The sequence below is a fragment of the Streptomyces sp. NPDC047130 genome, assembly GCF_040643475.1.
GTDB lineage: Bacteria > Actinomycetota > Actinomycetes > Streptomycetales > Streptomycetaceae > Streptomyces.
This window is the reverse complement of sequence record NZ_JBEYUK010000001.1, coordinates 174,439-186,026: the sequence shown is the minus strand read 5'-3', so window position 1 is coordinate 186,026 and position 11,588 is coordinate 174,439. Positions and strand designations below refer to the sequence as shown.

Here is an 11,588-nt window from a genome sequence, read left to right as displayed (position 1 = left end):
GCCTCACCGCTCCCGGTCACGCTCACGCCCTTGGCGCACGGTCCGGCAACTCCGGCCCGTTGAGGCAGCCGGCCTTCTCCACCATCACCCGTGCGGCGTCCAGCAGCAGATCGAAGCGAGGGTTGGCCCCGAGGTCACCGCTGAGGCCGTCCGTGAGCGTGCCCTCGAGCGGCACCCGCGTCTCCTGGCCGTACATCGAGCCTTCGACCCGGCACTTCACGAAGACGGAATACTCGTTCGGCTCGTCCGGACCCATCTCCCAGGAGACCAGCTTGGCGTCCTCACCAGCGGCGGTAACCACCCCGCCGCCCTCCAACTCGCCCTCGGGCAGCTTCTCCCAAGGGGTCGCCGCCGCTCCGAACTCGATGGTGAGTAGCTCGCCACCGACGTCCCGCCCTTCGTGCACGAGCCGGCACACCGTCTTCAGAGAGCTCCACCCATAACCGTTCTCGTCAGTCGCTGCCGTCCAACTCTCCGCCTCGCGTCGGAACTGCCGGGTCGCCTTCGCCTCCCCCTGCACGTCCCGGTCGGACTCCGCGATCGGGGAGCTCTGGCTCTTCTTGACCCACTCGACGCCGTCGGCCCCGATGAGCCGACGGCAGTGCTCCGCCGGTTGTTCGACGGGTGACTCCGACTTTCGCGGCCGCATGTCGTTGGTGTTCGCATCACATGCCGCGAGCGACCCCATCAGACAGACAGCGGCCATGGCTCCGAACTTGCCTATCACGAACTTCGGCATCACTTATCCACGTTGTCCGTATCTGCCAGGCTTCGGCCGTCGTTGTAAGCACCTTCCATGTCCTTGGCCGCCGCTCGTCTATCCCTCTCTGTCATACCGTGCTGTTCCATGTACTCCCTAACCGGCGCGGTCGCGTTGTTCGCCCCGACGTCCCTGGCCTCGTCAAGGGACTTGATGGACTCCGCGTCATTCTTGAACTCGTTCTTTTCGAGCCAGTCCATCATGTGGTTTCCGACCGCCGTCTCCACAGCACCCCCCACGGTGTCCGCGACGATCGGTACCGCAACCGCGCCGATGCCGGCCGTGGGTGCAGTCACCAGACCCGTGCCGACACCGACCAGGGCTCCGGCGCCGAACTCGATCCAGGCAGCCTGCTTTTCCAGTTCCTTGTTGCGCGTCTTCCCTCGCGAGACTGCCCTCAATGCCCTTGTGCTTCGCCAGTAGTTCGGGATCCGCGTAAGCGCCCACGACGCCCATCGCCAGCGCCGTCCGTTCACTCCTCGCAGTGATCTGGTCAAGCGTCTCCACCGGCGGGACCGCAGGTTCCTTGGAGTCGTATGCGTATCCCAGGGTCGCTGATTCCAGTGCGTGACCCAGGTTGTCGAGCCCGTCTGTGTTCTCCGGCCACTTGCGTCCGTGTTCGCCGTTTCCCACGAGGTACTCGAAGTTGCTGATGCGCTTTTCGCCCTTACCGGTCTCTTCGTTGAAGAAGACCAGCGATGCCTCGGGGTTGTGGCCGAGAGCTTCGAGGAAGCCGGTCATCGGGTCGTTGGGGTTCTTGCCGCTGTCCGGGTAGTTGAGCGTGATGCCGCTGTACCAGGGCTCCCCGGAGCCACGGAACTTCTCTCGCTCGTGGGTGATGAGAATTGTGCCGTAGTCGTTGAGGAACTCGTTCTCGAAGCGGCCTTTCTGCATCAAACTACTCATGACTTGGAAACCGGTGGGCCCGATGGGTAGGTCGCCGGGCAGCTGCTTGGGGCCGGCAGCGATCAGGTCCTTCTTCCACTGCTCGACGACAGGGCTGTCTCCATGGGAAGCATTGGCGAGGGACATGCTGAGGTTGTCCTGGACCTTCGCCAGGAGCTTGGCCCGGTCGCCTTCGGCAGGTCCGTCGTAGGGGTGGGCGAGCTCCCGCCACATCTCCAGCGTCTGCGCGGCGCCGATGCCCGTGAAGAAGGTCTCGGTGAAGCCGGGGTTGTCCCGGTGAAGGACGAGCGATCGGTTGAAGGCTTCGAGTTCGGCGTCGCTCCACTGCTTGTAGTCGCCGGAGAGGATGTCCTTCTTCCACTTCTCTGCCTGCGCCTGCCCTTGGCGCATGTCGGCTTCCTTGAGGCTGCCCGCCCCCGCGCCGGAGAAGTCGTGCTCGTCCTTCATGATCCCTCGCAGCGCGTCCTTGGCGATGCGGTCGGTCTCGGTGGCCTCCCACAGGATGCGCGTGATGCGCGCCTTCGCCGCCTCCAGGTCCTCCTGCGACACCTTGGCCACCCCAGGATGCTGCTCGGTGGGGCCTTTGGGCCCGTTGTCGACGATCGTGCCGTCCCCGAGAACCAGGATGTTCCGTGCTCGCAATTCCGACTCCGCGGTCTGCAAGCTCTCCTTGTGCTTCGCCATCTGCGACGCGAGGTCGCTCAGAATGCCCAGGACGTCCTTCGCCTCCGCGTCCGCGTCGTCGAACTGTTTGGCCGTCTTGGTGACGAACTCCCGGGAGACGGTCGCGTTGACGCCTTCCCAGTCGGCGGCCTTGGCCTTGCTCTCCAGGTCGCGGGCGCTCACGTCACCGCTGCCGCCCGTGGCGAGTTTGGTGAGCTTGTCCGCCATGACCCGCCAGTCCGCGACGGCCTTGTTGAGATTGCCGAGGCGGAGGTGTCGGAGTTCCTCGACCGTCAGCGTCGCGATGTCCGCCATTCGCTGTCCCCCGTGCGTGTCACTTGATGTAGTCGGAGATCTTCGACAGCGGCTGCAGGCCGGCACCCGCCGCTCCGAGGCCGCTGCCGGCCGCTTCGTCGTCGCCGCTGTGCTGTGAGCTGGTGAAACCCAGGTGGTTGCGGATGTGGGAGCACGCGTCCAGCAGGACATGCAGCTTGGTGCTCCACACCTCGGCGAGCCGCAGCACCTGGTGGCCGGAGTCGAGGCCGTCGTTGGAGAGGCCCGTGCCGGCCGAGAACGTGGCGGGCCGGGCGTGGTCGCCGTCCACCTGGAGGCGTTGTCGCAGGTCGTCGGCGAGCTTGCCGAGGGCGCGGAGTTGCTGGTGCCGGACCTTGAGGTCGGGGCCGCCGGCGCCTTGGGCGGCGGGAAGCTGGTCGAGCCGCGGTCCGCCCGACGTGGCCGCGGACGCCGTCGCCTCCTGTTTCAGCTGCTCCCACTCGTTCCAGGTCATGTCGTCCCCGCACCTCCCGTGATCCCGCCCGTACCGCGGCCGGTGCCACCAGTCGTACCAAGCGATGCCGGTCGTTCCAGGACGCTACGGCGATCCGACCGGAACCTTTCCGTGGATCGGCACGTCCCCGCGGCGCGTCCACCGCCGGTGACGCTGGTGGGAGGGCTTGCCGAGGATCACCCGCGCGAGTGGGCCGTCGGCGCGGGGATGGCGTGACTCCTGCGGGTGAAGCGGCGGCGGCAGGGGCCCGCGTGGAGGTGTCGGGGACGCGCCGAGGCCCGGCGCCCCGCGGAACGCGGGAGGCCGGGCCTCGGTGGGAGAGCGGGGTGGGTCAGTGGGCGTGACCGTGGCCGTGGCCGTGGCCGCCCGCCGCCGGCTCCTCCTCTTCCTTCTTCTCGACGACCAGGGTCTCGGTCGTGAGGAGGAGGGAGGCGATGGAGGCGGCGTTCTCCAGGGCGGAGCGGGTGACCTTGACCGGGTCGATGACGCCGGACTTGATCAGGTCGCCGTACTCGCCGGTGGCGGCGTTGTAGCCCTGGCCCTTCTCCATCTCCTTGACCTTGGAGACGATGACGTAGCCCTCGAGGCCGGCGTTCTCGGCGATCCAGCGCAGCGGCTCGACGACCGCGTTGCGGACCACGGCGACACCGGTGGCCTCGTCGCCGGTCTTGTCGAGGCTGCCCTCGAGGACCTTGGCGGCGTGGACCAGCGCGGAGCCACCACCGGAGACGATGCCCTCCTCGACCGCGGCGCGGGTCGCGGAGATGGCGTCCTCCAGACGGTGCTTCTTCTCCTTCAGCTCCACCTCGGTGGCGGCGCCGACCTTGATCACGCACACGCCGCCGGCCAGCTTGGCGAGGCGCTCCTGGAGCTTCTCGCGGTCCCAGTCGGAGTCCGTGGCGTCGATCTCGGCCTTGATCTGCGCGACGCGGCCCTGCACGTCCTCGGAGGAGCCGGCGCCGTCGACGATCGTGGTGTCGTCCTTGGTGACGGTCACGCGGCGGGCGGAACCGAGCACCTCGAGGCCGACCTGGTCCAGCTTGAGGCCGACCTCCTCGGCGATGACCTGGGCGCCCGTGAGGACGGCCATGTCCTGCAGCATCGCCTTGCGGCGGTCACCGAAGCCGGGGGCCTTGACCGCGACGGCGTTGAACGTGCCGCGGATCTTGTTGACCACCAGGGTCGACAGGGCCTCGCCCTCGACGTCCTCGGCGATGATCAGCAGCGGACGCGAGGCGTTCGACTGGATGATCTTCTCGAGCAGCGGCAGGAGGTCCTGGATGGAGGAGATCTTGCCCTGGTTGATCAGGATGTACGGGTCCTCGAGGACCGCCTCCATGCGCTCCTGGTCCGTCACGAAGTACGGGGACAGGTAGCCCTTGTCGAAGGCCATGCCCTCGGTGAAGTCCAGCTCCAGGCCGAAGGTGTTGGACTCCTCGACGGTGATGACGCCGTCCTTGCCGACCTTGTCCATCGCCTCGGCGATGAGCTCGCCGACCTGCTTGTCCTGGGCGGACAGGGCGGCGACGGCGGCGATGTCGGACTTCTCGTCGATCGGACGGGCGGTGGCGAGGAGGTCCTCGGACACGGCCTTGACCGCGGCGTCGATGCCCTTCTTCAGGGCGGCCGGGGAGGCGCCGGCGGCGACGTTGCGCAGACCCTCGCGGACCAGCGCCTGGGCGAGCACGGTCGCGGTGGTCGTACCGTCACCGGCGATGTCGTTGGTCTTGGTCGCGACCTCCTTCACCAGCTGGGCGCCGAGGTTCTCGTACGGGTCCTCGATCTCCACCTCACGGGCGATGGTGACGCCGTCGTTGGTGATGGTCGGGGCGCCGAACTTCTTGTCGATGACGACGTTGCGGCCCTTGGGGCCGATCGTCACCTTGACCGTGTCGGCCAGCTTGTTGACGCCGCGCTCGAGGGCGCGACGGGCGTCCTCGTCGAACTTCAGGATCTTCGCCATGGGAGCGGTTCAGCCCTCTCGGGAGAAATGCGGTGTATCGCCGGTGTGTCTGAGCGGTACGAAGTCTTGGAAAAGCGAACTGCGCCCCGGCGCCCGGCTTATGGCGCGGGGGCCCGGGGCGCAGCTCGGTGCTTCTGGGAAGCGGGTGAAATTACTTCTCGATGACCGCGAGGACGTCGCGGGACGAGAGGACGAGGTACTCCTCGCCGTTGTACTTCACCTCGGTGCCGCCGTACTTGCTGTAGAGCACGATGTCGCCGACCTTGACGTCGAGCGGCAGGCGCTCGCCGTTCTCGAAGCGACCCGGGCCCACGGCCAGGATGACGCCCTCCTGGGGCTTCTCCTTGGCGGTGTCCGGAATGACCAGGCCAGAGGCCGTGGTCTGCTCGGCGTCCAGCGGCTGGACCACGATGCGGTCCTCGAGCGGCTTGATGGCAACCTTGGAGCTGGCGGTCGTCACGATCCGACCTCCCCCTTCGGAGATCTCACGGGGTTAACTGTCTGAGGTGGCGACCAGGTCGATCCGTCGTCGCGGGTGCCGGACCTGCCCGTCGCTTGTTGGCACTCACCTGGGGCGAGTGCCAAGACTGAGACTATGACCGGGGTTAGCACTCGGTCAAGCGGAGTGCCAATTTATCGGCGGGTTGCGCGAAACAGCCGTGCGGAGGAGGGCGTTCCCCGGCGCCCGGCCCGCGCCGCCCCGAGGCCCCGCGCCCGGCCCGCGCAGCCCCGGGGCCCGGCGCGCGGCCCGCGGCGGCCGACGGGGAGAATGGGACGGTGAGTGAGACCGTGGCCGCGTTCGCGGCGCTGCTGAGCCCCGAGGGCCGCGCCCTCCTCGACGAGGTGCGGGACGTCGCCCCCGGCGGGGAACTCGCCGCCGCCACCCGGCTGCGCCGGAGCCACTCCCCCGAACTGGTGTCGGCCGCCCTCACCCAGGCCCGCCTGCGCGCCCGCGCCGCCGCGAAGTTCGGTCCGGACGACGCCCGGCGGATGTTCTTCACCCCCAACGGCGTGGAGCAGTCGACCCGCGCCTCGGTGGCCGCCCACCGTGCCGGGCGATTCGCCGCCCTCGGCGTCCGGTCCGTCGCCGATCTCTGCGGCGGCATCGGCGGCGACGCCGTCGCGCTGGCCCGGGCCGGCATCCGCGTCCTGGCCGTCGACCGGGACCCGCTGACCGCCGCCGTGGCCCGGGCCAACGCCGAGGCGCTGGGGCTTGCGGACCTGATCGAGGTGCGGGAGGCCGACGTCACCGAGGTGGACACCGCCCCCTACGACGCCGTGTTCGTCGACCCGGCGCGCCGCGGCGGCCGGGGGCGGATCTTCGACCCGGAGGCCTACTCCCCGCCGCTGTCCTGGGCGGTGGGGGCCGCCCGCGGCGCCTCCCGGGCCGCCGCGCTGAAGGTGGCCCCGGGCATCCCGCACGAGGCCGTCCCCGAGGACGCCGAGGCGGAGTGGATCTCGGACGGCGGCGACGTCAAGGAGGCCGTCCTCTGGTTCGGCGAGGCGGCACGCCCCGGCGAGGTTGCCGCCACGCTGCTGCCCGGCCCCCGGCGGCTGCTCGGCCGGGGCCTGCCCGACCCGGCGGTCCGCCCCGTCGGGCGGTACCTGTACGAGCCGGACGGGGCGGTCATCCGCGCCCACCTGGTCGCCGAGGTGGCCGAGGAGGTCGGCGGCGGGCTGATCGACGAGACCATCGCCTTCGTCACCTCCGACGAACTCCGCCCCACCCCGTACGCCACCGGGTACGAGATCACCGACGCGCTTCCCTTCAACGTGAAGAAGCTCAAGGCGCTGCTCAGGGAACGCCAGGTCGGCACGCTCACCGTGAAGAAGCGCGGCTCGGCGGTCGAACCGGAGGAACTCCGCCGCAAGGCGCTCCCCAAGCCGCAGGGGCGTGCCGCGGTCACGGTCTTCCTGACCCGCGCCGCGGGCGCTCCCATGATGCTCCTGGGACAGCCGCTGCCGCGCTGACGCCGGCCGGGCGCGGACCGGGCACGCCCGCCGCCGCCGGGGTCCGGCGACCCGCCCGGTCGCCGCTGAAGGAACGTTACTGCGGCAGCGGCTGCGGCCCGGACACCGACGGCGCCCCGGGCACGGACGGCGGCCGGGTCACGGTGGCGGACGCGGTGGCGGACGCGGAGACCCCTGATCCCGAGGGCTCCGGCACGACGGCGGGCGCCCCCGGCAGCAGCGACGCCCACAGCTCCCCCGCCTCCGGCTCCTCGGGCACCACCCGGTTCCGGTCGAACGGCGCGGGCACCACCGGGAGCGTCACCGTCCGGACGGCCTCGGGCGTGAGCCCGCTCAGGCTGCGCGCGAGCCCCGCGAGTTCCTCCAGCGAGTCCAGGCCGGTGTCGGCGGTCAGGCCGGAGGTGGCCGCGTCCGCCACCTGGTACAGCCGCACCGGGTCGGCCAGCAGGTCGGCCCGCTCGACCTGTTCCAGCAGCGCCCTGACCAACTGCTGTTGCAGGCCTATCCGCCCCAGGTCGCTGCCGTCCCCGACGCCGTGGCGGGTGCGGGCCAGGGCCAACGCGTCCTCGCCGTACAGGTGGTGGACCCCGGCGTCGACGTGCAGGTGGCTCAGGTCGTCGTCGATGGGCTCGGCGAGTTCGACCGTCACGCCGCCCAACGCGTCCACCAGGTTGGCGAACCCGGCGAAGTCGACCTCCAGGTAGTGGTCCATCGGTACACCCGACAGGGCCTCCACCGTCTTCACCGCGCAGACCGGGCCCCCCACCGCGTAGGCGCTGTTGAACATCACCCCCTGCGCCGCCGCCGTGGTGCCGCCGTCCGGCAGCGGACAGGCCGGACGGGTCACCAGGGTGTCGCGCGGTATGGAGACCACCGTCGCGGAGGTCCGCCCCTCCGCCAGGTGCACCACCATCGCGGTGTCCGCCCGGGCGCTGCCCGGACTGCCGCCGCCCAGGCGCCGGTTCTCCTCGCCGTCACGCGAGTCGGAGCCCAGCAGCAGGATGTTCAGCGCCCCACCGCCCTCCGCCGGGCCCTGCGACGGCCCCGCGGACTCCATCGGCATGCCCACCGGCGCGTGCGGCCGGTCGTCCCCGAGGGCCGCGTCGATGTCGACGCTGCGGATGTTGCCGTCCAGGTGCCGGTAGACCCAGCCGCCCCCCACGGCGGCGATCACCAGCACTCCCCCGAGCGTGTACCCGACGGCCCTGACCCAGCGCCTGTTCGGCGTCCGGGCGGCGGCTCCCCGGCCACGCTCCCCGATCCCCTCGGTCCCCTTGGTCCCCTCGTTCTCGCTCACAGGCCTGAACATAAGTCCGGACAGGCCCGGTGCGGAATCTTCCGCCGGAGAACCCGGCGGGACCGTCGTCGAAAGTTTCGAAGGGATTCGGCGGCTCAGGAAGCCCCGGCGGGAGGCGGAGCGGTGCTGCTGCGCACCACGAGACTGGTCGCCAGCTCCATCCGCGCGCCGGCCGACGGCTTCTCCTCGCGCCCGAGTTCGAGAACCATCCGGGTGGCCGCCTCCGCCATCTCCGTCAGCGGCTGCCGGACGGTGGTCAGCGGCGGGCCAACCCAGCGGGCCACCGGCAGGTCGTCGAACCCGACCACGCTCAGGTCGTCGGGGATCCGCAGCCCCAGCTCGCGCGCGGCCTCGTACAGGCCCAGCGCCTGGAGGTCGTTGCCCGCGAAGACGGCCGTCGGCCGGTTCTCGCGGCGCAGCAGGTCCAGGCCGAGCCGGTAGCCCGCCTCGTGGTGGAAGTCGCCGTCCAGGATCAGGCCGGGGTCCACGGCCAGTCCGGCCGTCTCCAGGGCGGCGCGGTAGCCGTCCACGCGGGCGCGGGCGCACATCATCCGGGTGGGGCCGCTGATGGCGCCGATCCGGGTGTGGCCCAGTTCCACGAGGTGCCGGGTGGCGGACAGCCCGCCCTGCCAGTTGGTGGCGCCCACCGAGGGGACCTCCGCGCCGGGGTCGCCGGCCGGGTCCATCACCACGAACGGGATGGACCGGCTGGTCAGCAGGGTGCGCTGACTCTCGTCCAGCCCCGACAGCACGAGGATCACGCCGTGCGGCCGGCGGGCCGCCACCTGGTCCGCCCAACTCCCCCCGGGCGTATGGCGTCCGGCGCTCTCGGAGAGCACCACGCTCAGCCCGGCACGCCGCGCCGCCCGCTCCACGCCGCGGATGACCTCCATGGCCCAGGCGCTCTCCAGCTCGTGGAAGACGAGCTCGACGAGCGGGGACCGGGAGGCGTCCGCCCGGCGCCTGCGGTAGCCGTGGCTGCGCAGCAGGCGCTCCACCCGCGAGCGGGTCGCCGGAGCCACGTCCGCCCTGCCGTTGAGGACTTTCGAAACTGTCGGAGCGGACACACCGGCCGCCCGTGCGATCTCGGCAAGCGTCGCGGTGCGCCCTTGCCGGGGCACGGAGGGGGTTTCGGCGGATTCCGGAGTCGTCATGGTTCGGGATCGTATATCTGCGCAACCTCTTGACGAACCCCCCCGGCGCGCTTAGGTTCCCAAAACATTCGCGGCATCGATCGAAACCTTCGAAGGAAGCATCAAAGCATCTCCACCGGACGAGCCGTGAGCCGCAGAACGGGCAGCTCCGTGAACGCCCCGTCCCCGTCCCTTTTGCGGTCAACGACGACCGCTTCTTCCGAGGAGTACGTGTCCCATGGAGTCGTACAGCAGGCGTTGGTTCCTGGGCGTCGGCGGCGCCACCCTGCTCACCGCCGGCCTCACCGCCTGCGGCTCGGGCGACAGCGACGAGAACGACATGGACGCCGTCGAGGACGGGACACTCACGGCGTTCGTCTGGGGCGACGACGCCGCCAGGATCCAGGAGCAGGCGATCCAGCGCTTCAACGAGTCCGCCGCGGCGAAGAGGACCGGCGCGACCATCAAGCTGCAGCGCATACCCGGCAGCGACTACACCGCCAAGCTGCGCACCGCGATGGGCTCGCCGAGCGCGCCCGACCTGTTCTTCAACTGGGGCGGCGGCTCGATCAAGGCGTACGTGGACGAGGACCGGATCATCGACCTCCACGACATCATCGAGTCCACGCCCGAGCTGAAGAACGGTTTCCTGCCCTCGGTCATCCAGTCCGGCGCCCTCGACGGCCGTCCGTACGGCATTCCGATGCGCGGCATGCAGCCCGTGCTGATGTTCTTCAACAAGAAGGTCTTCGCGGAGGCCGGCATCGAACCCCCCACCACCTGGGGGCAGATGCTCGACGTCAACAGGAGGCTGCAGGCCCGCGGCGTCACCCCGTACGCGCTGGGCGGCGCGGACACGTGGACCGAGCTGATGTGGGTGGAGTACCTGGTGGACCGCATCGCCGGCCCCGAGGTCTTCCGCGCCATCCAGTCCGGCGACCCGGCCGGCTGGGGCGACCCGGCGGTCCTGCGGGCGGCCGAGGAGATCAGGAAGCTGGTCGACGGCCAGGCCTTCGGCAAGGGCTTCGGCTCCGTCCAGTACAACAACGGCGACGCCTCGGGCCGGCTCGCCGCGGGCAAGGCCGCCATGCACCTGATGGGTTCCTGGGAGTACTCGACCCAGCTGGGCAAGTACGAGGACTTCGCCAGGAAGAACCTCGGCTGGTTCGCCTTCCCGGCCTACGAGGGCGGCGCGGGCGACATCAAGAACGTCGTGGGCAACCCGAGCAACTACTGGTCGGTGAGCTCCCGCACCGAGAACCGGGACGCGGTGATCGCGTTCCTGAAGACCTGCGCGTCGGAGGAGTACGCCAAGGCGCTGGTCGCCAACGGCGACATCCCCACCACCTCCAACGCCGCCGTGCTGCTGGAGAACTCGCCCAACCCGGAGTTCGCCACGTTCCAGTACGAACTCGTCGAGGCTGCACCGGCGTTCACCCTCAGCTGGGACCAGGCCGTCAAGCCGAACTGGTCCGCGCCGATGCTCACCGAGATCGACAAGCTCTTCCAGGGCAGGTCCACGCCCAAGGAGTTCGTCGACGCGTTGAAGGGGCTCAAGTGACCGGGTCGGTCACCCCCCGCGCCGGCGCGGCGCCCAGGGGCGGCGTGCGGACGACCCGGACGGGTCCGCCGCACGCCTCCTGGGCGCTGTCCGGCGTCCTGCTCACCGTGGTGAGCCACCACCTGCTCGACACGGCGCTCGCCGCCCTCGGCGTCGTTGCCCTCGGCGTCGTTGCCATCGTTGTCGTTGCCGTCGTTGTCGGGCTCCCGCCGTCCCCGGCCCGCGTCGCGGTCCGCGACCGCGGCTTCCGGTCGAGCGGCGCCGTCCGGTCGAGCGGCGTCGTCCGGCCGCCGGGTGACCGTCCTGCCGCCGGCGGCGTTCGCCCTGCCGGTCCGGGGCGGCTTCCTCTGCCCTCCGATTCCCCCCGGGTCCGAGGAACCGCGTGTCCTCGCCCTGGGTCTGTACAACTACGTCAGCCAGTGCGGGGGCGACGACGCCCCCGCGCTGTCGGACTCCGTCGTTCCTTCCGGCGTGCCGATCCTCGCCGTTCACCCGGTGGCCCGGCGGGCCCTGGTGAGCGGGTCGATGGGCGTCGGCGGCAAGTAAC

Annotated in this window: 10 protein-coding genes and 1 pseudogene; 3 read left to right on the top strand and 8 right to left on the bottom strand. The window is 70.5% G+C overall.

Features of this window, described 5'->3' with window-relative positions; genetic code table 11:
* Positions 1-22: 22 nt before the first annotated feature.
* The 6 genes from ABZ836_RS00900 to groES form a co-directional block, all read right to left on the bottom strand.
* Complete coding sequence (locus ABZ836_RS00900) at positions 23-739, bottom strand: hypothetical protein (protein ID WP_361138138.1); 717 nt, start codon at positions 737-739, stop codon at positions 23-25.
* Entirely contained in the window at positions 739-963 is a 225-nt protein-coding gene (locus tag ABZ836_RS00895; protein ID WP_361138136.1) for a hypothetical protein, read from the bottom strand. Before ABZ836_RS00895 ends, ABZ836_RS00900 begins: the two co-directional genes overlap by 1 nt.
* Positions 926-2,644: a hypothetical protein gene (locus ABZ836_RS00890; RefSeq protein ID WP_361138134.1), complete on the bottom strand. Its 1,719-nt coding sequence runs from the start codon at positions 2,642-2,644 to the stop codon at positions 926-928. The genes ABZ836_RS00895 and ABZ836_RS00890 overlap by 38 nt, the downstream gene beginning before the upstream one ends.
* A gap of 19 nt (positions 2,645-2,663) precedes the next feature.
* Positions 2,664-3,116 carry a hypothetical protein gene (locus ABZ836_RS00885; protein ID WP_361138132.1) on the bottom strand — a complete coding sequence of 151 codons (453 nt, stop codon included), beginning with the start codon at positions 3,114-3,116 and terminating at the stop codon, positions 2,664-2,666.
* A 331-nt stretch (positions 3,117-3,447) separates the two neighbouring features.
* The gene (groL, locus tag ABZ836_RS00880; RefSeq protein ID WP_361138130.1) at positions 3,448-5,079 is read right to left on the bottom strand and encodes a chaperonin GroEL; all 1,632 of its coding nucleotides are present in this window, start codon (positions 5,077-5,079) and stop codon (positions 3,448-3,450) included.
* A 151-nt stretch (positions 5,080-5,230) separates the two neighbouring features.
* The gene (groES, locus tag ABZ836_RS00875; RefSeq protein WP_031477499.1) at positions 5,231-5,539 is read right to left on the bottom strand and encodes a co-chaperone GroES; all 309 of its coding nucleotides are present in this window, start codon (positions 5,537-5,539) and stop codon (positions 5,231-5,233) included.
* A gap of 329 nt (positions 5,540-5,868) precedes the next feature.
* Between groES and ABZ836_RS00870 the strand changes: the two genes are divergently transcribed.
* The gene (locus ABZ836_RS00870; protein ID WP_361138519.1) at positions 5,869-7,050 is read left to right on the top strand and encodes a class I SAM-dependent methyltransferase; all 1,182 of its coding nucleotides are present in this window, start codon (positions 5,869-5,871) and stop codon (positions 7,048-7,050) included.
* 76 nt (positions 7,051-7,126) lie between these two features.
* Here the strand turns inward: ABZ836_RS00870 and ABZ836_RS00865 are convergent, their stop codons facing one another.
* Positions 7,127-8,359, bottom strand: a complete 1,233-nt coding sequence (locus ABZ836_RS00865; protein ID WP_361138128.1) for an LCP family protein — start codon at positions 8,357-8,359, stop codon at positions 7,127-7,129.
* Positions 8,360-8,442: 83 nt separating this feature from the next.
* On the bottom strand, positions 8,443-9,501 hold the full coding sequence (locus tag ABZ836_RS00860) for a LacI family DNA-binding transcriptional regulator (protein ID WP_356128720.1): 1,059 nt from the start codon (positions 9,499-9,501) through the stop codon (positions 8,443-8,445).
* A gap of 217 nt (positions 9,502-9,718) precedes the next feature.
* Here ABZ836_RS00860 and ABZ836_RS00855 point away from each other — a divergent pair, with 217 nt between their 5' ends.
* Together ABZ836_RS00855 and ABZ836_RS00850 are read left to right on the top strand one after the other, a co-directional pair.
* Entirely contained in the window at positions 9,719-11,041 is a 1,323-nt protein-coding gene (locus ABZ836_RS00855; RefSeq protein WP_361138125.1) for an extracellular solute-binding protein, read from the top strand.
* 339 nt (positions 11,042-11,380) lie between these two features.
* Positions 11,381-11,587: pseudogene (locus ABZ836_RS00850) on the top strand (carbohydrate ABC transporter permease); the annotation flags it as partial.
* Position 11,588: the final 1 nt, after the last annotated feature.

What these genes read in the sequence shown, in the direction of transcription:
- ABZ836_RS00865 (WP_361138128.1), bottom strand. Translation starts at nt 8,359, where the DNA reads ATGTTCAGGCCTGTGAGCGAGAACGAGGGGACCAAGGGGACCGAGGGG.
- ABZ836_RS00855 (WP_361138125.1), top strand. Translation starts at nt 9,719, where the DNA reads ATGGAGTCGTACAGCAGGCGTTGGTTCCTGGGCGTCGGCGGCGCCACC.
- ABZ836_RS00900 (WP_361138138.1), bottom strand. Translation starts at nt 739, where the DNA reads ATGCCGAAGTTCGTGATAGGCAAGTTCGGAGCCATGGCCGCTGTCTGT.
- groL (WP_361138130.1), bottom strand. Translation starts at nt 5,079, where the DNA reads ATGGCGAAGATCCTGAAGTTCGACGAGGACGCCCGTCGCGCCCTCGAG.
- ABZ836_RS00895 (WP_361138136.1), bottom strand. Translation starts at nt 963, where the DNA reads ATGATGGACTGGCTCGAAAAGAACGAGTTCAAGAATGACGCGGAGTCC.
- ABZ836_RS00890 (WP_361138134.1), bottom strand. Translation starts at nt 2,644, where the DNA reads ATGGCGGACATCGCGACGCTGACGGTCGAGGAACTCCGACACCTCCGC.
- ABZ836_RS00860 (WP_356128720.1), bottom strand. Translation starts at nt 9,501, where the DNA reads ATGACGACTCCGGAATCCGCCGAAACCCCCTCCGTGCCCCGGCAAGGG.
- ABZ836_RS00885 (WP_361138132.1), bottom strand. Translation starts at nt 3,116, where the DNA reads ATGACCTGGAACGAGTGGGAGCAGCTGAAACAGGAGGCGACGGCGTCC.